The 24,599-nt window shown below is 41.6% G+C and carries 18 protein-coding genes and 1 pseudogene; 13 read left to right on the top strand and 6 right to left on the bottom strand.

What is annotated here, in order from left to right:
• Window position 1 precedes the first annotated feature (1 nt).
• The 3 genes and pseudogenes from IEV36_RS01910 to IEV36_RS18750 all read left to right on the top strand — a co-directional run bounded on the left by IEV36_RS01910 (window position 2) and on the right by IEV36_RS18750 (window position 2,563).
• On the top strand, window positions 2-1,651 hold the full coding sequence (locus tag IEV36_RS01910; protein WP_005257594.1) for a (2,3-dihydroxybenzoyl)adenylate synthase: 1,650 nt from the start codon (window positions 2-4) through the stop codon (window positions 1,649-1,651).
• Between the two features lie 42 nt (window positions 1,652-1,693).
• Window positions 1,694-2,323: pseudogene (locus IEV36_RS01905) on the top strand (isochorismatase family protein); the annotation flags it as partial.
• Window positions 2,324-2,335: 12 nt separating this feature from the next.
• Window positions 2,336-2,563 carry a phosphopantetheine-binding protein gene (locus IEV36_RS18750; RefSeq protein ID WP_227504686.1) on the top strand — a complete coding sequence of 76 codons (228 nt, stop codon included), beginning with the start codon at window positions 2,336-2,338 and terminating at the stop codon, window positions 2,561-2,563.
• Window positions 2,564-2,697: 134 nt separating this feature from the next.
• Here the strand turns inward: IEV36_RS18750 and IEV36_RS01900 are convergent, their stop codons facing one another.
• Window positions 2,698-5,853, bottom strand: coding sequence for a multidrug efflux RND transporter permease subunit (locus IEV36_RS01900; RefSeq protein ID WP_005257593.1), 3,156 nt, complete (start codon window positions 5,851-5,853; stop codon window positions 2,698-2,700).
• Window positions 5,854-6,077: 224 nt separating this feature from the next.
• Between IEV36_RS01900 and IEV36_RS01895 the strand changes: the two genes are divergently transcribed.
• From IEV36_RS01895 to IEV36_RS01870, 6 genes are all read left to right on the top strand, one after another.
• Window positions 6,078-8,072 carry a TonB-dependent receptor plug domain-containing protein gene (locus IEV36_RS01895; protein ID WP_005257592.1) on the top strand — a complete coding sequence of 665 codons (1,995 nt, stop codon included), beginning with the start codon at window positions 6,078-6,080 and terminating at the stop codon, window positions 8,070-8,072.
• Between the two features lie 142 nt (window positions 8,073-8,214).
• Window positions 8,215-8,595, top strand: coding sequence for a Fur family transcriptional regulator (locus IEV36_RS01890; protein ID WP_004772178.1), 381 nt, complete (start codon window positions 8,215-8,217; stop codon window positions 8,593-8,595).
• A gap of 153 nt (window positions 8,596-8,748) precedes the next feature.
• Window positions 8,749-10,902, top strand: a complete 2,154-nt coding sequence (locus IEV36_RS01885; protein ID WP_005257591.1) for a TonB-dependent siderophore receptor — start codon at window positions 8,749-8,751, stop codon at window positions 10,900-10,902.
• A 522-nt stretch (window positions 10,903-11,424) separates the two neighbouring features.
• Window positions 11,425-11,661, top strand: a complete 237-nt coding sequence (locus tag IEV36_RS01880) for a VF530 family protein (protein WP_005257590.1) — start codon at window positions 11,425-11,427, stop codon at window positions 11,659-11,661.
• 412 nt (window positions 11,662-12,073) lie between these two features.
• Window positions 12,074-12,625 carry an RrF2 family transcriptional regulator gene (locus IEV36_RS01875; RefSeq protein ID WP_005257588.1) on the top strand — a complete coding sequence of 184 codons (552 nt, stop codon included), beginning with the start codon at window positions 12,074-12,076 and terminating at the stop codon, window positions 12,623-12,625.
• 161 nt (window positions 12,626-12,786) lie between these two features.
• On the top strand, window positions 12,787-13,992 hold the full coding sequence (locus IEV36_RS01870) for an NAD(P)/FAD-dependent oxidoreductase (protein ID WP_005257585.1): 1,206 nt from the start codon (window positions 12,787-12,789) through the stop codon (window positions 13,990-13,992).
• 140 nt (window positions 13,993-14,132) lie between these two features.
• Here the strand turns inward: IEV36_RS01870 and IEV36_RS01865 are convergent, their stop codons facing one another.
• Window positions 14,133-15,158 (bottom strand): AraC family transcriptional regulator, encoded by a 1,026-nt coding sequence (locus tag IEV36_RS01865; protein ID WP_005257583.1) that lies wholly within the window; start codon window positions 15,156-15,158, stop codon window positions 14,133-14,135.
• 126 nt (window positions 15,159-15,284) lie between these two features.
• On the opposite strand from IEV36_RS01865, the gene IEV36_RS01860 reads away from it, so the two are divergent.
• From IEV36_RS01860 to IEV36_RS01855, 3 genes are all read left to right on the top strand, one after another.
• Window positions 15,285-15,983: an NAD(P)H-dependent oxidoreductase gene (locus IEV36_RS01860; protein ID WP_005257581.1), complete on the top strand. Its 699-nt coding sequence runs from the start codon at window positions 15,285-15,287 to the stop codon at window positions 15,981-15,983.
• A gap of 269 nt (window positions 15,984-16,252) precedes the next feature.
• Window positions 16,253-16,387 carry a hypothetical protein gene (locus IEV36_RS18885; protein ID WP_264822107.1) on the top strand — a complete coding sequence of 45 codons (135 nt, stop codon included), beginning with the start codon at window positions 16,253-16,255 and terminating at the stop codon, window positions 16,385-16,387.
• Window positions 16,388-16,414: 27 nt separating this feature from the next.
• The gene (locus IEV36_RS01855) at window positions 16,415-18,643 is read left to right on the top strand and encodes a phosphocholine-specific phospholipase C (RefSeq protein WP_005257578.1); all 2,229 of its coding nucleotides are present in this window, start codon (window positions 16,415-16,417) and stop codon (window positions 18,641-18,643) included.
• A gap of 109 nt (window positions 18,644-18,752) precedes the next feature.
• Here IEV36_RS01855 and IEV36_RS01850 read toward each other — a convergent pair whose 3' ends face one another.
• Window positions 18,753-19,499, bottom strand: coding sequence for an iron-containing redox enzyme family protein (locus IEV36_RS01850; protein ID WP_004772138.1), 747 nt, complete (start codon window positions 19,497-19,499; stop codon window positions 18,753-18,755).
• A gap of 297 nt (window positions 19,500-19,796) precedes the next feature.
• On the opposite strand from IEV36_RS01850, the gene IEV36_RS01845 reads away from it, so the two are divergent.
• Complete coding sequence (locus IEV36_RS01845; protein ID WP_004772135.1) at window positions 19,797-21,026, top strand: GGDEF domain-containing protein; 1,230 nt, start codon at window positions 19,797-19,799, stop codon at window positions 21,024-21,026.
• Between the two features lie 111 nt (window positions 21,027-21,137).
• Here IEV36_RS01845 and aroC read toward each other — a convergent pair whose 3' ends face one another.
• From aroC to trpB, 3 genes are all read right to left on the bottom strand, one after another.
• On the bottom strand, window positions 21,138-22,229 hold the full coding sequence (gene aroC, locus IEV36_RS01840) for a chorismate synthase (RefSeq protein WP_005257576.1): 1,092 nt from the start codon (window positions 22,227-22,229) through the stop codon (window positions 21,138-21,140).
• Window positions 22,230-22,242: 13 nt separating this feature from the next.
• Window positions 22,243-23,253, bottom strand: a complete 1,011-nt coding sequence (gene prmB / locus IEV36_RS01835; RefSeq protein WP_004772132.1) for a 50S ribosomal protein L3 N(5)-glutamine methyltransferase — start codon at window positions 23,251-23,253, stop codon at window positions 22,243-22,245.
• Window positions 23,254-23,379: 126 nt separating this feature from the next.
• Window positions 23,380-24,585: a tryptophan synthase subunit beta gene (gene trpB, locus IEV36_RS01830; RefSeq protein ID WP_005257574.1), complete on the bottom strand. Its 1,206-nt coding sequence runs from the start codon at window positions 24,583-24,585 to the stop codon at window positions 23,380-23,382.
• Window positions 24,586-24,599 lie beyond the last annotated feature (14 nt).

The following is a 24,599-nucleotide window of genomic DNA, read 5'->3' as shown; positions in this document are numbered from 1 at the left end:
TATGCAAAATTATCTAGAAGGCGCAGTGCCTTATCCTGAGGCATTTGCGACACGCTATCGCGAAAAGGGCTACTGGATCGGACAGAATCTCAGTGATTTTTTACAGCAATCTGCACAACAGTTCCCTGAGAATATTGCCATCTTCGATGCAGACATAGCGCTTAATTATCAACAATTTAACCAGCTTGTCAGTTTTTGTGCCAATAACCTCTATCAACAGGGTTTACGTGCAGGTGATAAAGCTGTGGTACAAATGCCTAACTGTTACCAGTTCTATGTGGTGTTTTTTGCCCTGATCCGTTTAGGTGCATTGCCTATTATGTCATTACCTGCACATAGACATGCTGAGCTGAATAGCTTTTTCCAGCAAACTCAGGCAAGCGCTTATTTCTGTGCTGACTTCGGGGCACAAAAGTTTGATTACCGTGAATTGGCACGTAAATGCCAGCAAGCCAATCCAGCGTTACAGCATATCTTTGTTTTAGGAGATGCAGCCGAGTTTTCAGATCTTGCGGCGCTGTTGCATAAAACTGATATTTTGGAACAGGCAATACACCCAAGCAGTGCAGATCAAGTGGCCTTTTTGCAACTCTCAGGCGGCAGTACAGGCATTCCTAAATTGATTCCCCGCACACATGATGACTATTTATATAGTGTGCGAGAAAGTGCCAAAATCTGCCAGCTTGAGCAAAGCTCCCGTCTGTTAATGGTGTTACCCGCAGCTCATAACTTTTCTATGAGCTCAGCAGGTGCATTAGGTATTTTCTATGCAGGAGGAGCAGTCGTTCTTGGTAGTGATCCAAGCCCTGAAACCGCTTTTGCCTTGATACGTAAACATAGCGTAACGGATGCCTGTCTGGTACCTGCTTTAGTTCGTCCGTGGATGGATAAAGCTGACAAAGATCAGGATAACATCTTGTCCACCTTACGCTGTTTACAAGTTGGTGGTGCGCGCTTACCCGATACGGTTGCCAGTAGGTTGATTGATGATTTTCAGGTGAGATTGCAACAAGTGTTTGGTATGGCAGAAGGGTTGGTGAATTACACCCATTTTGATATGTCGGCCGAACAGATTATTCATACCCAAGGCCTAAAGATCTCAGCCGACGATGAAATCTTAGTGCTTGATGAGCATGATCAACCTGTTGCAACAGGCGAAATTGGGCATTTGCTCACACGCGGCCCATATACCATTCGTGGTTATTACAAGGCGCCCGAACATAATGCACGTTCATTTACGCCAGATGGTTTCTACCGCACAGGTGATCTGGTTCGTATTCGGGCTGACGGCTGTATCGTTGTGGAAGGCCGTTCAAAAGAACAAATTAATCGTGGCGGCGAAAAAATCGCAACTGAAGAAGTGGAACAAGCGTTGGTCACCCATCCTCAAGTTCGTCTAGCTGCGCTGGTGGCGATGCCTGACGAGATGTTGGGCGAAAAAAGTTGTGCTTTTATTGCATGGCAAACACAGGACAACGATCCAAGTGCGATCCGCCGTGGTATGCAGCTACGTCAATATTTAAAAGACTACGGTTTAGCGACCTATAAGATCCCTGACCGAATCGAATTTATCGAGCAGTTTCCTTATACCGCCTTTGGCAAAATCGATAAAAAAGTGCTTCGTCAGCTTCTCCAAACCGAAACCGTTTAATTCTTTCACCACAAGTCATTTATAAAAGATGAGAAATAAGTAATGAGTATTCCTAAAATTGCCAGTTATGCCATGCCTCAAGCCCATGAGTTCACTGAAAATAAAACCCATTGGCAGTTAGATGCCAAACAGTCAGTTCTACTGGTTCATGATATGCAGCAATATTTCTTAGATTTCTATGATCAGCAACAAGCCCCCATTCCTGAATTATTAAAAAATACACAGGCTCTTATTGAACAGGCTCGTCAACTCAACATTCCTGTGGTGTATACCGCACAACCTGGAGACCAGACTCCAGAGCATCGTCAGTTATTGACTGACTTTTGGGGAACAGGCTTAAAGGCAGATCCGCAAATTACCCGTATTCATCCTGATGTCGCCGCTACGGATGCAGATACGGTTTTAACCAAATGGCGATATAGCGCCTTTAAATTTTCTGAATTTGAGCAGTTGATGCAACAATGGGGCCGAGATCAATTGGTGATTTGCGGGGTTTATGCGCATATTGGCTGTCTCATGAGTGCAGCAGAAGCCTTTATGCTCAATATCAAACCCTTTGTCTGTGGCGATGCAATGGCGGATTTTAGTCGTGCTGAGCATGATATGGCATTGAAATATATCAGTACCCGCTGCGGTCAGGTCATGACCACCAGTCAGGTACTGCGCTTGTGGGATCTCAAGCACATGGCTACTGCTTTATCGAAGGAAGGCATTATTGCTGCGGTCAGCGAGCAGCTACAAATCCCTGTGCATGAAATCGAATTACATGACGACTTACTTATGCTCGGTTTAGACTCTGTCCGTTTAATGACGCTGGTTGGAAAATGGCAGGCACACGGCGCAAAAGTGAGTTTTGAGGATCTTGCCGAACAACCAACATTAGATGTATGGATTGAAAAACTCGTTGCTTAAGCTTAAATAAGTCAATAAAAAATGGCAGATTAAAACTGCCATTTTTTATTGTTTAGAATTTTTTAGTGAATTGATCATTTTGCTGGATTGAAATAGAAAAGAATACTTCCTTTTCAATCCAGCATTTTTATATATCAAGATTCATCCTGCTTGATACGCATATTTCGGATACGGGATAAAATATCCAGATTTCGCCATTCCAGTTTAGGCAAACCGACCCAGCTATTTACCATGACAAATAGGAAGGCGGTAAATAAAGGTATCAGGATCGTCCCAAAAATTACACTGCCCAATACACTAATGCCAATCTCATAACGACTGGCTGCACCAGCGCCTGTAGCAAAGACTAAGGGAATAATCCCCGCACCAAATGCCAGTGATGTCATGATAATGGGACGTAAGCGCAAAGCTAAGGCTTCATACGCTGCGGTATATTTATCTCGTCCTTGTGCAAGTGCTGTCGATGCAAACTCAACAATCAGAATGGCATTTTTACAGGACAATCCAATCGCCGTGAGCAATGCAATCTGGAAATAAACATCATTGGGCAATCCAAATAACCATGCAAAAACCACCGTCCCCGTAATTCCGAGCGGTAAACCCAATAAGATAATGAAAGGAATTTTCCAGCTTTCATATAAGGCAGCCAGACACAGGAAAATAAACAGAATCGAAATCACATACAGATAAATTGCCTGATGACTGGATTGTTGTTCCTGTAAAGATAATCCACTCCAAGCCAGATCTACACCTGATTGCTGGTTAATTAAGTCAGAGAGTTGATGCATGGCCTGACCTGAACTAAATCCATCACTAACATTGGCCTCCAGCTGGATCGCCGCCAGTCCCATAAAGCGGTTTAATACCTCAGGCCCACCTGTCCAGTGTGTCTGGGCAAAGTGGGATAAGGGAAGCATTTCTCCAGATTGATTACGCACATGCCAGTAGCGTAAATCTTCAGGTTTAGAACGGTATTCGGTATCGCCTTGCATAATGATGCGTTTAATCCGACCACGTTCAACAAAATCATTAACATAACTGCCACCCCAAGCCGTAGAAAGGGTAGAGCGGATTTCACTTTGTTCCAGACCTAGCATTTTTGCCTTGTTTTGATCCAGTTGAACATATACGGCGGCTTTATTGTCGCTGACCAAAGGACTGAGCTGACTAAAAGCAGGATAATGGGCTGACTGACCTTCAATCTCTGCAAATTGTTGTTGTAAATATTCACGCCCTTTGCCAGTTAAGTCACGCAACCATAATTCAATGGCATCCGATTGTCCTAAACCTGCGACACTGGCTGGCATACCCACCATCACGCGTGCTGGGAGTAGATCTGACAGATCCTTTTGCATGCGTGCACGAATGGCAGGTGCGGTATTTTCATCACCTTGACGTTCATCCCAGTGTTTCAATGAAACAAAGGCCATCCCCAGATTTGGCCCTTGTCCAGAGAAATTCTGTCCATTGACCACTAGAACGGTTTTAATATTTTTGCCTTCTTGTTTGAGCAGATAATCATTAACCTGTTTACCCACGGCTTGGGTTTGGCCTAAAGAAGCACTATCTTGCAAGGCAAATTGTACTGCCAGTAGGCCCTGATCTTCATTCGGAATAAAACTGGTCGGTAAAGCCCGATAAATTAAAGCCAGTAGCACAATCAGCGTAGCAACACCCAGATAAGCAAAGTACCTGAATTGAAGTAAGTATTGGGTTGACTGAATAAAGAGATTTTTGATTCGGTGAACACCGCGTTCTAAATATTGTCCCCAGACAGGTTTAGGTTGTTGCTTTTTGAGTAATACAGAACAGAGCGCTGGCGTAATCATCATCGCGGCAATTAACGACAGGAGCATTGCTGCCACCAGCGTGATTGAAAACTGACGGTAAATCATGCCCGTTGAGCCGCTAAAGAAGGCCATTGGAATAAACACCGCCGTAAGAACAAGGGTAATCCCGATTAAGGCACCACTAATTTCCTGCATGGATGCCAGACAGGCTTCTCTTACATCGAGCTGTTTTTCATGGATGAGTCGCTCAACATTCTCGACCACGACAATGGTATCGTCCACCAACAAGCCGATCGCAAGTACCAAAGCAAATAGGGTGAGGGTATTAATACTCATCCCTGCCAGATACAGAATGATAAATGTGCCACAAATGACAATTGGCACAGTAATCGTCGGAATCAGGGTCGCACGCCAGTTCTGTAGAAATAGATACATCACCAGCACCACCAGAATCACGGCTTCCAGTAAAGTAAAGATGACCTGCTTGATCGATTCCTGAATAAAAGGCGTATTGTCACGAGGATAAACGATCTTATAACCCGCAGGTAAATGGTGGCTCAACTGCGCAATTTTATCCTTGATCAATTTTGAAGTCTGAATGGCATTGGCATCAGGACTTAAAAAAATCCCTAAACCCGCGGAAGGGAAGCCATTTAAGGTATTAATACTTTCATAATTTTCTGCGCCCAGTTCAACACGGGCAACATCTTTAAGATAGACCAGACTGCCATCAATATTGGCCTTGACCACAACCGACTTAAAATCATCAATGGTTTTCAAACGCGAGCCAGCGGTCACTTTGGCATAGATATTCTGATCCGCCGCGGCAGGCATAGAACCAATTGAACCCGCGGCAATTTGAGTATTGTAATCCTCTAAAGCCTTCTCGATATCACTTGGCATTAACTTATAGTTTTTAAGCTGATTCGGATTGAGCCAGATCCGCATGGCATAGGCCGATCCAAAGATATCAACTTCTCCCACGCCCTGAATCTGGGCCAGCGGCTGTTCAAAGTGATTCACTAGATAATCGGACAGGTCAATATTGTTGGCTTTACCCGTTTCATCATAAACCCCGACGATAAGTAACATATCACCGGTGGTTTTCCAGATATTTACACCTTGACGCTGTACCTGTTCGGGGAGACGACTGAGGGCACTATTCATCTGGTTTTGTACTTGAAGTTGGGCCTTATCAATATCCGTACCAATTTTAAAATGGATATCAATCGTACTGCGGCCTGAAGATTCGCTATTAGAGGTGTAATAGAGCAGGTGATCAATGCCTTTAATCTGCTGTTCCAGAATCTGTGTGACACTGTCCTCGACCGTTTCAGCCGATGCCCCCCGATAAACCGTCGCAACGGTCACACTGGGCGGGGCAAGATTGGGATAACGCTCAACAGGTAATGCCAGAATAGAAAAGAAGCCTAAAATCAAAATGATAATAGCAATGACTGATGCAAAAATCGGATGAAAAATAAAGAAACGGGATAGCATTATTTTATCTACTTATGCATAAAGTTTAAGGAATAGGGGAATACAACAATATTCAAATTGCCGATTATAACTAAATTTTACATAAATAAGAATGATTATCAATTTCAAATAAAAATAATTTCAACTATTGAATGATTATCAATAAATAGCTATGATTCGCAAACTTTACAAATGATAACAATTAACAAATGAAAATTGTTATTAACACCGAGGATGCAATAAAAATGGTCTTGGCTAAGAAGAAATTAGTGATTGCAATTGCAGCATTTACGCCGTTTGCAGTATTCGCAAATGAAGATCAACAAACCCAGAAAGCGGGGACGACCTTACCTACGATCGTCGTCACTGCCAGCCTGGCAGAAGAAAGCCCAGATACAGCACCTGCTTCTATCACTGTTGTCAGCAAAGAGCAGATCGAACAATCAGCAGCAAATAGTCTGGCTGAAGTCTTGGGTAAAACCGTCGGGGTGCAAAATTATAATGGCGGTGGTCGTGAAAAGTTGACCATTCGTGGGGTGCGTGAATCAAACGGGGTATATACCTTGATTCTAGTGAATGGCAAACGTATTTCTTCTACAGGTGCCTTATGGCGTGATGCCGATCTGGATATTAGCTCGATTCCATTGTCCAGTATTGAGCGGGTAGAAGTCATTCGAGGCCCGATGTCGGCGCTATATGGTTCAGATGCGATTGGCGGTGTAATTAACATTATTACCAAAAAGCCAACAGATGAATGGCAGGGCGCAATTAATGCGGAATATCATATAGTTGATCGCGGTACAGGAAAACAGCAATATCGTCTGGGTGCCTCTGCATCTGGTGCATTGACCGATAAATTAGGTCTTTCGATTTCAGCTGAACAATATGACCGTGATGCGTGGTTCTCACAAGGTAAACAAGCCACGCCAGCGTATTATATCGAAGGCAAGAAAACCCAGAATTTACGTTCAACCCTTAGTTATGAACTCAATGATCAGCAAAATATTGATCTTGACTTAGGATATAACAAGGATGAACGCCCTTATGGCCAGACGGATTATCAATATTATCCAGCTTGGGACTATTTAAGTGAAGGTTTTGCCAGTCAGGAGATTGAACGTTATTCAGTTGGCCTAACACATCGCGGTGACTGGAGTTGGGGGAAAACTACCGTTTCAGCGCAACAGGAAAATAGTGAAATTAAAGACTATGATTCAGATTTTGATGAACCTAAACATCGTACTTTAAAAGAAAATAATACCAATTTACGTGCTTATAGCAATTTCGATGTCAGTATTCACGGCGTTGTTGCTGGTGTTGAATACAATAATCAGGAAGTCAAAGACGGTGTAACTTATCAAAATTCAGGTAAGGCTTCAGTTAGCACAACTTCGGTCTTTGTACAGGATGACATTCATATCACAGATCCGCTGACTTTATCCTTGTCTGGTCGTTATGATGATCATGAAGTGTTTGGTCACCATTTCAGTCCAAAAGCTTATCTGGTTTATCAATTACCGCATGATATTGTGTTGAAGGGCGGTTATGGACAAGCCTTTAAAGCGCCGTCTCTCGCACAAATGACTAAAGATTATGGCATAGTCAGTTGTGGAGGAGGGTGTACCTTATGGGGGAATCCAAACCTTGAGCCTGAAACCAGTGATAACTATGAAATTAGTGCTTCAATCCGTAAATCGACGTGGAACGGGAGTGTGACCTTATTCCAGAATGAAATTAAGGATATGATTAGCCGTGATATTACCTATACCATAGATCCAAACGGTGAATCCAAGCCGACTGGCGCTGCTTGGGTAAATTTAGGGCGAGTTAAAATCAAAGGGGTAGAGCTTGCAGCACAGGCTGATTTATTACCTATGCTTTCTGTCGATGCCAATGCGACTTATCTTGATGCTAAAAACAGTGAAACACATAAACGCCTGGATGAACGTCCACGTCTGCAAGCCAATACCAATCTTAATTTAAAACCGCTTGAATGGTTAACTCTAACGGCGGGTGCAAGTTATATCGGTGATCAGGTCATTAATCAGAAAAAACTACCTGATTATACCTTGGTCAATATTGGTCTCTCTGCCAAAGTAGATCCAGCAGTGACTGTACGTGCAGGTATCCGCAACCTGACCGATGTTGATCTTGAAAAAAAGGGCAAAGATGCGGGAATTACATTTAATGAAAAAGAGCTGGGCCGTAATTATTACGTCGGTTTGACCTATACCTTCTAATTTTGAATATTGTACCCAACAAGATGCCTTGAGAAATCGTTTTCAAGGCATTGTTTACTTCGATTTTTCGACTTTTATTTATACCAAGTTATTTATTTTTATAAAAAATAGAGTTGTTATTATTTTAATTTACAGGTTTTTTATGTACTCAAAGTTATTAATAAATAAAGGCTTAACGCCAACTGTTGCCAGAGTTTCCGTTTTAGAAGTACTTGCTCAACATAACGGTCTTACCGCAGATGATATCTATATGATTGCCAATAAACAAAGCGGCCTCAAAATAGGCACTATTTACAGAGTCCTGTCCGATCTGGAAAAACATCATCTTATTCAAAGAATCCTGTTTGGTCGGAACAAAAGTGTATATAAACTACTTAAGCAAAGAATCAATTGTAATGTGAGAGAAACCATCAACGGAAACATGCATGCTTATAACAATCCTGAAATCAATACATTACTCGAAGAAATCATGGACAAACTTGGAGATGAGTTTTCAACAGCAGAACTGATTTTGTATAAATAAAGCTTTTGGATCACAAGTTAAATTCAATTTATCGGCTAAATGTGAAAAAGTCGTAGATAGATGGAAAATATGCTTGTCCAATCTAAAGAAATTGTGAATACTCGTGCCGCAAATTCGGACTGTAAAATTATTTTTTAGGACTTGGCAAATACTGTGAAAACCTTTCCACTTTCTCGTTTACAAACAGCATTACTGGCAGTTGGCTCATTTTCATGTTTAGGGCTGCTCTCCACAGTGGCACAGGCCGAAACTGAAGGCGAAAGCACTCGGCTTGCCACCATTACAGTCAATGCTCAGACTGCGGAAAGTGCGTATTATCAACCTAAAGTCAATTTATCTGGTTTTAATCAACACAGTCTGGCCGAAATACCTGCATCAATCAGTACTATCACAGCTGAACGTATTGCAGATCAACATGCAAAAACACTCACAGATGTGGTAAAGAATGATGCAGCAGTAGGGGATGGCTATGCACCAATTGGCTATTATCCGAACTTTGTCATGCGTGGCTTTGCCCTGAATCTGGGTTCAAGTTATTTGCTGAATGGCAATGTGATTCGCGGTGAGCAAAATGTAGCGCTTGAAAATAAAGAACAGGTTGAAATACTAAAAGGAATCAGTGCGATTCAAAGTGGCATGTCAACACCCGGTGGTGTGGTCAATTACGTGACTAAGCGTCCTAAAGACATACAGTCGGTTACCGTAGGTACTGATAGTGAAGGTGGCTACCGCGTTGCAACAGATCTAGGTGGGTTGTTGGGCGAGCAGCAACAATTTGGTTACCGGATTAATCTGGCCAATGAAGAAATTCATCCTTATGTTGAACATGCCAATGGACGTCGTTTATTTGGCTCAGTCGCTTTAGACTGGAAAATTTCAGATCGTTCCCAGCTCGAATTTGATCTTGAATCACAACATCAACGTCAGCGTTCTGTACCAGGTTATCAATTATTGGGGGGAAACGCCGTACCAAATGGTGTGAAATGGGATCGTTTACTGGGTTATCAAAGCTGGAGTAAACCTGTAAGCAGTGATAGCTTAAATACAGGATTAAAATATACTTATCAGATCAATGACAATTGGACGTCGCATTTAAGTGCTTCACAAAGCCGTGTTGTGGTAGATGATTATTCATCATTTGCTTGGGGTTGTTGTCAGGCGCAAAGTAATACTTTTGACCCGAATGGTAATTACGATATTTATGACTTCCGCAATCCAGATGACAGCTATCTGACCAATCAATTTAAGGCTGGCATAAACGGTAAATTTAATACCAGTACATGGCAACATAATCTCAGTGCAGAATTGTCACACACAGCTAAACGCCATTCACAATATGATGCAATAAATGAAATGATTGGTTCAGGCAATATTTATCAGGATAGCATCGCGTATCAACCAACTGATAAGCGTTTGGCGAATCACTACAAGTCTTTAGAAAGCCAGCAAACCGCATTAATATTGATTGACCAGATTGATTTCAATGCGGCTTGGTCAGTTTTAGCGGGTGGAAAACTCCTACATTTAGATGAAAATGCTTATCAAGCAGATGGTCAGCGCATTCGAAAGACCGATTTTAATCGTTTCTTGCCGCAATTTGCCGTGATGTATCAACCTTGGGAACGCACGCACTTATATGCATCTTATGCCAAAGGTTTAAGCGATGGTGGTCAGGCACCTTGGTTTACCAATAATGCGCCTATAACGCTAGCCCCAATACATTCAACTCAATATGAATTGGGTATGAAACAGCAATGGCAAGATTTTCTCTTTACGGCAGCATTATTTGATTTAAAACAAGATAATCAGTATACCAATGCAGCCAATAACTATATTGCTGAAGGCGAACAACATAACCTTGGATTGGAATTCGGTTTACAAGGCCGTTTAGGTGAAAATCTAGATATTACATCAAGTCTGGCATTGACACGTTCACGACTTAAAGATGTACAAGTGACCGAATATAAAGAACATCAGACTCAAAATGTGCCAAATGTACGTTTTGCCAGTCATTTATCTTATCAAGTCCCACAAATTGATGGATTACGTTTATTGGCAGGTATGCAGTACAGCAGTAGTAAGTATGCCAATAAAACAGGCACAGTAAAGGTGTCAGGCTATAGTGTATTTGATGCTGGCGCTGCGTATAACTTTCATGCATACGGTTATGACAATACATTGAGATTGAATCTCGATAATTTATTGAATAAAAAATACTGGCGCGATGCAGGCAATTTTGCTGGGGATGATTATTTATTCTTGGGTGCACCACGTACAGCACAGTTGTCGTGGACTGTGAATTTTTAATTTGCTATAGAATTTAAAAAACAGAGAAAGCATCACGGCGCAAACTTTAAATCATCAATTAAGTTTACGCCGTTTTTTATTTAGATTCGTATAGAGCATTAGAAGACTTCAAACTAGAGTTTGGTGAGGAACAAGTCATGATCTTAATAAATTATAATTATTTCGCATAATGTATATTATGTTAAATAAAAGATTCAAAGAACGGTACGCTACACACTACTGTTTGTTGCCACAGCTAAGCAACGTGAATTATGATCGTAGAGATTGACGTTGCTGACTTAGAGTTCTCATTCCATAAAAAGAAAGGTCTAGATTTTATTTAAGACACTAAATCAAATGGCAGAAGATTTTTCAAGCTGGCTGCCTAGAACCTCTTAAGTGAAGTTCTCCTGCTATTTCAGCACACATCAATAGAAAGATAAGCTGTAATTTTCTATGTTAATTACGTTTAAATTCCAACCCTCTCATTTTTCAACTAGCTCAGGTTATAATGATGTTCTCCTAAAATATGGTTAATCTATTATGAACGCCTCCAATGACCCTCTACACGGCAAAAAACTTGCTGACATTTTGGATGAGTTATTGGATTACTACGATGGCTTTGGGGGCTTAAGTCATAAAATTGAAATTAGATGTTTTTGTATAGATCCAAGTGTTAAATCATCATTGCGATTCTTACGTACCACACCATGGGCACGTGAAAAAGTAGAAAACTTATATTTGTATGTCTTACGCCAAAAAGCTAAACAGAAATCGTAACTATCAAAACCTCAATCTCAGCATTTTAATTAGTGGCGGACTGCCGCCACTCTCCTAGAAAAAATTTAGTCAATTCTTAAGACCTTTATTAGCAAAATTTGCATTTATAGTTAGGTTTTTAATTACGCTCAAAACTCTCAATTGATGTCTTAAAATCAATTTATTGACTAATTTTCATAGCTTTATATGAAAAAACTATTGGTGGCATTCGTAAGTTTATTCAATAATTTTTAAATTATCTACACCCCCTAATTTTTCTTTAAAATTATTTAAATTCAATTGCATAGAATCTATTTCTCCCACCTAAATCACCTCCACACAAAACTAAGACCAACTTTGTCTTAGTTTTATTGTTGACTTAAAACACAGACTGCATTAGTCTGTGTTTGTAATTGATCAATTATGAAATTAAATGGCTTATATCACTAGTAGCGTCGAGTATGCGATTCACTGTCTTCTTTTTCTTGTGAATAATGAAGACAAACCTTTGAGTAGTAAGGATCTTGCCGAATTACAAGGAGTCTCTCCAAGTTTTATGGCCAAGATTTTTCCTAAACTTGAAAAGGCTGGACTTGTTGTAGCACAAGAAGGTGTTCGCGGCGGATATTTACTGGCCCAATCTGCTCACGAAATCAGTTTTTTAGATATTGTGAATGCAATTGAAGGTGAAAAACCACTTTTTGAGTGTCAAGAAGTTCGTGGTAAATGTGCAGTCTTTAACAATACCCCACCCGATTGGGCAACCAGTGGTGTGTGTGCAGTTCATGCAGTTATGCTACAGGCTGAAAAAGCCATGCGAGATGCTTTAGGTGCACATACACTTGGTGATATTGCAGATCGTTTTGGCCGTTATGCACCCGATGTATTTTTTAGTGATGTAAATGGCTGGATCAATGAACGCATTGAAGGAAGAACAGCAAAAATGCGGAAAAGTAAGATATCACGGGATATACCGCCAGACTAATGAGCTGAAAGGGTCTCAAATCCTAGAGCAATAACACCCCGTAATCGTTTTAAACGCTTTCTCAGATTTTTCGGACAGTCAGAGAAAGGATTCGCTCACCCAAAATTTGGGAGTGAGCTAGAACTTGTATGTCCGAAAAAATCGATCAAAAGGATAATCAAATGAGTAAGCGTATTATTATTGCAGGTTCTGGTTTTGCTGGTTTATGGGCTGCACTTGCCGCACAACGGGCAATTCACTTGGCTTCCCAACAACAAAACATTGAAGTAGTAATGGTTTCCCCTAGTCCAAATGTGGATATTCGTCCGCGTCTTTATGAAGCTGTACTTGAAAATATGTACCCTGATATTTCAGAAGTATTAAGCGTAGTTGACGTTAAATATGTGGCTGGCTGGGTAAATGAAATTGATGCTGCTGCCCAAAATCTTGTAATTACCACAACTCAAGGCGATAAACAGACTTTAAGCTATGACCGTTTTATTCTGGCAACTGGAAGCACCACGTTTATGCCACCAATACCAGGTCTTACCGAGTATGGATTTAGCGTAAGCACATTAGAAGATGCGGAAAAATTAGATCAACATCTTAAAAACTTAGCCCATAAACCTGCAAATGCAGCACGTAATACTGTAGTTGTCGCTGGTGGTGGACTAACTGGATTAGAAACCGTGACCGAAATGCCTGAACGTCTGCATAGCATTTTAGGTGAAACTGATATTCGTGTGGTTTTAGTCGATTCATCAGCAGAAATTGGTGCTGCATTGGGTGATGAAGCTGCGGCTGTCATTCGTGAAGCTCTCGACGAACTCGGTGTGGAAGGTAAAGCTGGGCTGCGCGTTACTGCACTTGATGCTTCTGGCGTAACACTTTCTAACGGCGAAAGAATTGAAGCAGAAACTGTTATTTGGACTGCGGGCATGCGAGCAAACTCACTTACCTCTCAAATTGCAGGTGAAAAAGATAATTTAGGTCGTATTTTAGGTGATGCTTATTTACATGCACCTGAAGCAAAAAATATTTTTGTGACTGGAGATACAGTCAAAGTTCCAACTGACGATTTAGGTAATTTTAACGTAATGTCGTGTCAGCATGCGATGAGCCTAGGCCGTGTAGCGGGTTACAATGCGGCCGCAGAACTGGTTGATTTACCATTACACGCTTATAGTCAGCCTAAGTATGTGACTTGTGTTGACTTAGGTCCATGGGGAGCACTTTATACTGAAGGATGGGATCGAAAAGTTCAATTTGTGCGTCACGAGGCGAAAAAAATTAAACAAGAAATTAATACTGTATGGATTTATCCTCCAGTTGCAGATCGCGAAGCAATTTTTGCAATAGCAAACCCTGATTTTGTGATTGTTCCTTAATATTAGGTTTTCTAGAACAAACTACTTGATTTAAACACCCTAAAAGCAAAGCCGTCGCTGGTTTTGCTTCTAGGGTCTATTTTTGAGTCATTAGGTATGACTTTCTAATTCTGCTAAATTAAAAGCTTTGGTTCATGAACTTAATTTACGATTAGTGCTTTGCTTACTTCCCGATAAAATTTGGGCGTCACATTCGTCCAACGTTTAAATGCACGTGAGAAATGAGAAATATCAGCATAGCCCAAACGATCCGCCACCTCTTGAATAGATAACTTTGGCTGTTTTAATAAATGCTCAGCATGTTGTCTACGCACCTCTGCCAATAATGTCTGAAACGTTGTTTGTTGCTGTCCTAGCTGCCTTTGTAATGATCTCTCCGAAATATGCAGCTTTCCTGCAATTTGTTTTATTGATAAAAAACCATCCTGTTCGTCATAAATCATGGCTTTAATCACAGCATCCAGACGATCCCTTCCCATTCTTTTTTGTGCCAGTTTCTGAGCATCTTGCTGGCATTGTTGTCTGCTTAAACGTGCAAGCAACGGATCTGAGGTTTTTAATGGTATATCCAAACATTCTTTCTTAAAAATCAGACAATCTGCTTCTGCAGCAAAATCCACGCTTAAATACTTGTTCGGATGGATATTCCTATAAAAATCAGGTTTATCTTGCTGAAACTTATAGCGAATCTCCAGATTAACTTGAGCCAGACTCTCCAAAATCTGTGCAAATCCAAATATCAAAAAGCAAATCGCGTGTTGATTCAATCGCTCTGGCCGTAATGGCTGAGAAAAATATAAATACGCTATTTCGCCGTCAATCTTAAGTCTAGGCTTAAAAACGGCGCAATGTAGGCCAATAAATTGCTCTAAAATCTCTATCGCTTCCGATAATGTCTGTGCTGCGGTTGCAGCGATTCCCACATTGCCATAGCAAGATGCCCGCATGTCCTGAGCAAGATATAAACTCATTGCAGGTTCCTTGGTTAAGGTCGCCGCTTTTTCGAGTAAATAATTGAAAATATTCATATCGACATACCAGAACGGAGCTTCAAGTTTTTGCACCTGAATACCTGTACCTGCCAGCATTTGCTCAGGAGAAATATTCCATTTTTTCACCACATCGATCAATAAGTTGACATAGCTTCCTGGTAATTCTGGGCTCATTTTTATGTTCTCATCACATGAATTTGGCGTGAAATGGTAAATATTGGCAGCTAATGAACTATGCCAGTTTTAAGCATTTCGGCATAGTTCATTTATCTAAAATATATTGATTAATGTGATATCCCAATGAATATACTGATTGTGCATGCTCATCCAGAAAATTTGTCATTTACCAGTGCACTCAAGGACAAGGCACAACAAACTTTTGAAAAACTCGGCCACAACGTTGAAATCTCCGATCTGTATGCAATGAATTTTAATCCCGTTGCATCTCAAGACGATTTTCAAAGCTTAAACCAGCCTGATTACCTGAATTATGCTTTGGAACAACGCCATGCATTTAAACAGCATCAATTTTCACAGGATATTCAGACTGAAATTGAAAAAGTACAACGTGCAGATCTACTCATTTTGAGCTTTCCATTATACTGGACTTCGGTACCTGCCATTTTAAAGGGCTGGATTGATCGTGTATTCGTCTCTGGACTGTTTTATGGTGGCAAACGCTTTTACAACCACGGCGGCATGCGTGGCAAAAAAGCCATGCTTTGTTTAACGTTGGGTGGCCGTGATCACATGTTTGGTGAAAACACTATTCATGGGCCAATTGAGCATTATCTTTCATCCATCCAGCGTGGCACATTGGCCTATGCGGGATTTGAAGTTCTACCGCCCTTCATTGCCTATCACGTACCTTATATCAGTCACGAAGCCCGACAAAAACTGTTAACTGATTTTGAAAGCCACATCACTCAGCTTGACCAGCTAAAAGCACTCGAATTTCCATTACTCGAAAATTTTGATGACAAGATGCATCCGCTTTAATTCATCAGTGATAACAGAAGAATTAAATTCTATTTGGACGGTCCAACCTGATTGACTGTCCATAAATATGGCTGGTATTGATTTAATCTCTATTGCTTTATATTGGTCGAGTATTCTCTCCCCTCTAAATCCACACGCCCCATGTTTTATTTTTCCTATTCATACTTTATGAAACGTCAAGGAATCTTCATCTAGATGACACCATGCTGTCATCAGTGCTGTCTAGTGTGTTGACATCTTTATTCTGGATGAAGCAGATGTTGAAAAAAATGAAACGATGGATCTTATGTCTCTACGTTGTTCCAATTCTATTGGCACTCACCGCTTGTAATGATTCCAATGATGATCAGGTCACAGCGAAACCTGATGATGCCAAAAAACCAGTGATGCGCTGTGCACCATGAGCATAAAGAACAATAAGAGGAAATCACGTGATTAATCGTCGTCAATTTTTAGCAAACACACTTAAAACAGGTTTTGGTGCTGCCGCTTTAACAACTTTTCCAGCAAGTATTCAAAAAGCTTTAGCAATCCCGGCCAATAATAAGACTGGAACTATCCAGGATGTTGAGCATGTGGTAATCCTCATGCAGGAAAATCGCTCATTTGACCATTATTTTGGCACATTGAAAGGTGTACGGGGCTTTGCTGATCGCCACACCATTCCTTTACTCAATGGTCGTACAGTTTGGCAGCAGCAACGCAGTAATGGCACCCTGTTAACCCCATTCCATTTAGATGGCTCAAGCAATAATGCCCAACGTGCACCCGGTACCAACCATACTTGGGTGGATAGCCAAAAAGCATGGGACAATGGTCGTATGTCCGACTGGCCAACTTATAAAACGGACTATGCCATGGGTTATTTCAAGGAACAGGAGATCCCCTATCAATTTGCCTTAGCCAATGCATTTACGATTTGTGATGCTTATCACTGTTCCATGCATACAGGTACAGATGCCAATCGTTCCTTCCATTTAACAGGAACCAATGGTGCAGTCCCAACCAGTACTGCATTTGTGAATAATGAATGGGACTGGATTGATGGAGATCCCAAAACAATTGATGTCGGTTATACATGGAAAACCTATGCGGAACGACTCGAAGAAGCTGGAATCAACTGGATTTGTTATCAAAATATGCCTGATGAATGGGGCGATAACATGCTCGGTGCATTCCGCACGTTCAGAAAAGCCAATATCGATTCTGGCTATCCTGTGTCGAGTGGCGGCGCACCCAATCGTCCTTATAATGTGACCGCACAAAAGTTGCCTTACAAAGCCTATGATGCAACTACGGATAATGCCAACAATCCGCTCTATAAAGGCATCGCCAATACGTTACCTGGTAACTCTCCAGAAGAATTCCTAGATACATTTAAAAACGATATCAAAACTGGAAAATTACCTCAGGTGTCTTGGATCAATGCCCCTTCAATTTATTGTGAACATCCTGGCCCATCTAGCCCAGTACAAGGCTCTTGGTTTATTCAGGAAATACTAGATGCTTTAACAGCCGTACCCGAGGTGTGGAGCAAAACCGTATTCCTGATCAATTTTGATGAAAATGATGGATATTTTGACCATGTTCCATCTCCATCAGCACCGACACTACAGGCAGATAATAGTTATGCAGGTAAATCAACACTGAGCCAAGCAGATATGCGTCATGAATATTATGTGCATGACGCACCTCTAGGCAGTAGCAGCCAACCTAAAAAAGACAATGGTGTTTATGGCCCTGGTCCTCGAGTTCCACTGTTTGTGATTTCACCTTGGAGTCGTGGAGGGATTGTTAACTCTCAAGTATTTGACCATACATCGGTATTGATGTTTCTGGAAAAACGTTTTGGTGTTAAAGAGACAAATATAAGCCCTTATCGCCGTGCCATCTGTGGTGATCTCAGTTCTGCATTTAACTTTAAAACGCCGAATGAAGATGTTTTACCTCAACTCAATGGTAAACAAACGAGAGAGCAAGCCGATCAGCTCCGTGAGGCACAACAGAAACTACCTAATATGCCTATCCCAACCTATTTACAACAGCCCATTCAAGCCAGCGGTATTCGCCGCTCTAAAGGACTGCCTTATGAACTACATACCAGTGCACGTTGCCAGAATGATGGAACGGTCAAGCTGCTATTTTCAAATACAGGCAGCCAAGGTGCAGTCTTTCATGTCTACGACAAATTAAATTTAAATCGGGTTCCGCGCCGTTACATTGTAGAAGCTGGAAAAAGTCTGGATGATGTTTGGAGCGCGCAAAAAGACAATCAAGGCCTATATGATCTCTGGGTAATGGGACCAAATGGCTTTCATCGGCATTTCAAAGGTGACTTGAATCTTAATCAGGATTTATACATCAATCCCGAGATTCGGGTTTGCTATGATATTGCCAATGGCAATGTTTATGTCGACCTGAACAACTCAGGAACGAAGGATGTTGAACTGGTGATTAGCCCTGTGGCATATCGTACTGACCCTGCAATCAAAATCACAGTAAAAGCAGGACAAAGCTCCACTCAGCACTGGGACTTGGCTGATATCGGACACTGGTACGACTTCGCTGTAAGCTGCACACAGGAAACCAAGTTTTATCGTCGCTTTGCAGGACGAGTCGAAACAGGTGAAGATTCGGTGAGTGACCCTGCAATGATTTAAGCCTTAACCGCGAAGAATGACTTTTATCTCCTCGGTTGCAGTCAAAACCGAGGAGATTCCACTTCTGGATATCCATCATTTTTTATCAAAACTGAATACTCAAAAGCCTTTAATTTTTATGCTGTAATTTATAACACTCATCTAAAGCCAATTCGTAATAGGCCAGACCTTCCTGAGCAGCCAGAAAAGCCTTTTGTTGTAGTACAGGATCTTTATCACATAAACGCTTAATCAGCTCCATCGCTTCATAAGGATGCAAATCATCATAATGTGCATGCGCTCTTAACCACGCTAAAGAACGTTTATTGATATTGACCTCAGGATGCTGGGTATAGACCTGAATTCCTTTATACACCTGAATAGTCCAGTCGCCTGTTGCCCATTCAATTGCGAGATTGGTCGCAGCAATACTTTCAGCCAGCGTGCCTCGGAAGTTGACATCCCATAAAAAGTGATTCACGGCATTCATGGCCACAGGTGGTTTGACATTGTTGAGCATCTCAACCGTCAGACCAAATCCCCCTGCCCAGTCCTGATACCAATTCAAATGCCGTTCTTCCACCTTGATATTCTGGATCAGCCAGTCTCGGGTTTCAGTCACGCCATCCAGTTCAAATGAGGTTGCTTTCGCCAATGATCCGGCCATATAAGACGGAAAATGAGCTACCAAGGGATAGAAATTCAATAAGGCTGAACGAAAACATTCCAGACTTAATGAACCATTTGCCATATCCATAAATAACGGATGTTTACTCACTCTTTCTTTTGAAGGTAACAGGTCGTCCCAGAACTGTTGCGCCCATTCGGAGTGAGGTGTGATTTCTAGTTTTGTTCCATATTGATTCATAGCAGTCATTGCGATGCATCCTATTTCGTATGACTTAATTCAATCATTGACCATGATTGATGCTTTTTTATAAATTGTATCTCAATGCCATCAAGATACAATCGATTGCCGTTTAATTTGTAACAGCTTTTTATTTCTTGAATCTAATTTAAGCTTGAATCATTATATTAGGCAATGCTTATTATTTAAAAATTAATATTTTTTTATAATCTAATACACATTCTATTTAAATCAGTGTAACGTAGTAAAAAAATAATCCCTATTTTGACATTTATAAGAACATTTTTGGGAGTGGTGAGAGATAAGATGAAGTTGAAAGCTTCCAATATATTGGGACAAGAACAAATCGACTTGTTAATTTCTCGCGGGCTAAATTTAGTTTGGTTTCCTAAAGAATTAGAAGTGATCTATCGTGATCAGTACAGAAATGAGGCTGCGCATGAGTTTCGTTATCGCGCCCCTATTATTTTAGGTTTATATCTATTTCTAAGCTTCGGTATCTATCAGGTTCTACCTACAGATCTGCGTATCACCTGGATGGCAACCTACGGATGGGTTGGGATCATTATTACCTTGGCATGGATGCTGTCTTTCCTGCCGATGATGAATAAATGGTTTGACCACTATGTCTGTATCGGCTCCATGGGCGCTGTCGCTATTTCGTTTACGATCATTAACGTACTGGAACAAGGACAAAATAACGTTCTGTTCCATGCCGCTATGATGTATGCCGTGGTGATCATCTACGGTTTCGTCGGTATGCGCTTCTATACGGCCATTATCGCGGGCTGGGTTGGCGGTTTAATCGGGATTATTGCCAGTACATGGCTCAGTGGTGCCATCGACTGGACCTTCCTGAACCGTACCTATACCTTCAGCAGTTTTCTGGGTATGGCGCTTGCCTATGCAACCGATCGGCAACACCGTGAAAACTATCTGCAAAACTGCATGATCGAACTCAACCGTTTAGAACTGATGCGACAAGCCCAACAACTGTCGATTCTCTCTCAACAGGATGCCTTAACAGGTCTGGCAAATCGCCGTTATCTGGATGAGGTGCTCGAGAATGAATGGAAACGTGCGACACGGCATGGACTGCCAATCACGATCATGATGATCGATATCGATTTCTTTAAGCTCTATAACGATACCTTGGGGCATATTCAAGGGGATCAATGCTTACGGCGCATCGCGATTATGCTCGGCTCTATCGCCTCACGCAGTGGCGATCTTGCTGCACGCTATGGTGGCGAAGAGTTTCTGTTACTGTTTGCCATGACGGATCGTGAACAAGCTCTGGTGCAAGTACGCAGACTCATGGAGCTCATCAGTAATATCGGGATTGCTCACCCAAGAAGCCATGTATCCAAGCAAGTCACTATTAGTGTGGGTGTTGCCACCATGACGCCAAGTCTAAATGACAGTCTATCCGAGTTTATTGCGCAGGCCGATCATGCGTTATATATTGCGAAAAGTAATGGCCGAAATCAGTATCATATTGCGACATCAGATAATATGATTTCTGAAACTTTATAATTGATTAACTATTATTGAATGAATGTTAAATTAATTTAATTTTATTCTATTTAAAATGTGATCTAAGCCACACATATAATAAATTATCCGTGTGGCTTAATCTTTTTTATATTAGGGTTCGATTGGCTTAAATGGTGCAACCACATCGGCATTTTGAGCACGATGTCTTAAGAAGTGATCCATTAATACAATTGCCAACATCGCTTCAGCAATTGGCGTTGCACGTACACCCACACATGGATCATGACGACCTTTGGTTAATACATCAGTATTTTCACGTTCAATCGTAATGGTTTTACCTGGTGTGGTAATACTTGCAGTCGGTTTCAATGCAATCGCAACACGAATTGTTTGACCACTCGAAATCCCACCCAAGATACCGCCGGCATGATTGGCAAGGAAACCGTCTGTTGTCAGCTCATCACGAGTTTCATGACCAAACTGTCCAGCAACAGCGAAACCATCACCAATCTCAACGCCTTTAACCGCATTGATGCTCATCATCGCATGGGCAATATCTGCATCTAAACGATCAAATACAGGTTCACCCCAGCCAACTGGTACTTTTTCAGCCACGATTTCAAGTTTTGCGCCACAACTGGTGCCTTGCTCACGTAAAGCAGTGACCAGCTGTTCAAAACGCGGAACGGCATCAACATCGCCACAGAAAAATGGATTATTCGGAACTTCCGCCCAATCCAGTTTTTCTGCAACTTCATTACCAATTTGGGTGACATGTCCACGAATATCAATGCCAAATTTTTCAGCGAGATATTTCTTAGCAATCGCCCCCGCAGCAACACGCATTGCAGTTTCACGCGCACTTGAACGGCCACCACCACGATAGTCACGGAAGCCGTATTTTTGCGTATAGGTATAATCAGCATGGCCAGGACGGAATGTTTGAGCAATATTGCCGTAATCTTTTGATTTCTGATCTGTATTACGAATCAACAAACCAATCGATGTTCCTGTCGTTTTACCTTCAAAAACACCTGAAATGATTTCGACTTGATCTGGCTCTTTGCGTTGAGTTGCAAACTTTGATGTTCCCGGTTTACGGCGATCAAGATCTTTTTGCAAATCAGCTTCACAAAGCTCAAGACCAGGTGGCACCCCATCGACAATTGCCATCAAGCCAACCCCATGTGACTCACCACATGTTGTCACTCGAAACAGTTGCCCAATACTATTCCCTGCCATGTTTCATCGCCTCTTAATTTTGAACGGATTGCTGAAATAATTCTTTATAACGACGGCATTGTTCAGCAGTTAAGGCAAAAATACCAGAACCACCTCTCTGGAAAGTCAACCAATGGAAATCAACCGTATTGAAGTTCTGACGCATTGCCCACTCAGAATTACCCACCTCAATCACGATTAGACCATCTTCAGTCAAATAATCAGCCGCTTGAGCTAACATTTTACGAACCAGATCCAGACCATCCTGACCCGCAGCCAAAGCAAGCTCAGGCTCATGCAAGAATTCTTCTGGTAAATCAGCCATATCTTCAGCATCCACATACGGCGGATTGCTCACGATCAGGTCATATTGATTTTCGGCAGGAATTTTTGAGAATAAATCAGATTCAAGTAAAGCCACCTGATATTGCTTGTCATGATGCTCGGTATTAATTGAAGCGACTTCTAACGCTTCTTTTGAGATATCAGTTGCATCTACTTCCGCATCTGGATAAGCATAAGCCAACGCAATTGCAATACAGCCTGAACCTGTACACATATCGAGAATGCGTTGCGGTGTTTTTGGATTATTATTTTCTGGTAAGTTGTTTAACGCTTCCAGCATACGACCATTCTCATCTAGGCAGTATGGTGCAAAACGCTGTTCAATCAACTCGGCAATGGGTGAACGAGGAATCAGTACACGCTCATCGACATAGAATGGTTTATTGAAGAAATAAGCCAAGTTCAATAAATACGAGGTTGGAATACGGTCATTGATGCGACGTTCTAATAAACTCAAGAATTCCGCTTTTTCACTTGGCAGTAACTTCGCATCCAGAATCTCCGCGTCGGCTTTCCACTCAAGTGAAAGTGTTTGAAGTACCAATGCAGAGCTTTCTGCAAAATAATCTTGAGTCCCTTGACCTAAGTGTGCGTCATATTGACGAAGTGCGGTTACCCCAAAACGAACAAAATCTCGAATGGTTACTAAATTTTCAGCCGCTTCTTGTAAATGTTCAGGGCTGATTGTAGGTCGCTCCACTTAGGCGTCTCCAAAAGTGCTAATTGCAAAACGCTTTATTCTAACGGGATTAAGCAAGATTTAACAATAAAAAAACCGCCTCTCTACAAGAAGCGGTTTTTTAAAGCCTTAACTTGGGTAAAAAGCTTATAGGCCTAATTTTTCAGCGACATAGTCTGAGTCTTTATCACCACGACCCGAAAGGTTGACCACGATCTTGATGTTCTTATCCATTTTGGGTGCTTCACGTAACGCCCAAGCCACCGCATGTGAACTTTCCAACGCTGGTACAATACCTTCCACCCGTGAAAGGGTCATAAATGCATCTAAACATTCTTGATCGGTCGCCGTTTCATATTGCACACGTCCAAGTTCTTTCAGGAAACTATGTTGTGGTCCCACACCGGGATAATCCAGTCCTGATGCAATCGAATGCACAGGTAATGGTTCACCTTGCTCATCCTCTAGCACATAACACGCCATGCCATGAATCTGTCCTGGTTTACCCAAGGTCAGCGTTGCAGAATGCTTATCGGTATCCAGTCCATGACCTGCTGGCTCTACGCCCACCAGTTTGACATCAGTTTCGTTTAAAAATGCGGTAAATGCACCAATCGCATTTGATCCACCACCGACGCATGCAACCACAAAATCAGGATTCTGACCAAAATGCTCATTAGATTGGGTTTTAATTTCCTTGCCAATAATTGACTGGAAATCACGTACCATTTTTGGAAATGGATGCGGCCCGACCACTGAGCCAATCGCATAGATATAGTTTTTCGGATCTTTTAAATATTCTTCAAAGGCACTATCGACTGCATCTTTTAAGGTTGCTGTGCCTTGAGTCACTGAAACCAGTTTTGCACCCAGAATTTTCATTTTAACGACATTGGGATGCTCTTTTTCGATATCCACTTGTCCCATATGAATTTCACACGGAATACCCACTAATGCACAAGCAGTTGCTAAAGCTACTCCGTGCTGCCCTGCACCTGTCTCGGCAATAACCTTTGTTTTACCCATGTATTTAGCAAGTAACGCTTCGCCTAAGCAGTGATTAATCTTATGCGCACCAGTATGGTTCAGGTCTTCACGTTTTAAATAAATCTGTGCGCCACCCAGTTGTTCAGATAAACGCTTGGCATGAAATAATGGACTTGGACGACCCACATAATTTTTAAATAAATCGTTCAGCTCATCTTGAAACTCGGCGGTATGGCGAATCTCTTCATAAGCCGCATTAATCTCATCCATCGCCTCTTTTAAGTGAGGAGGAATGAACTGACCGCCAAAATTTCCAAAGAAACCTGCTTCATTGGGTAAAGCTACCCCATTGATTTGATGTTCCATCATTATTCCTGTTT

Origin of the sequence: Acinetobacter vivianii, assembly GCF_014635885.1 — a bacterium.
GTDB classification, from domain to species: domain Bacteria; phylum Pseudomonadota; class Gammaproteobacteria; order Pseudomonadales; family Moraxellaceae; genus Acinetobacter; species Acinetobacter vivianii.
Note: the sequence above shows the minus strand (reverse complement) of the source record. Positions and strands in the feature narration are given on the sequence as shown.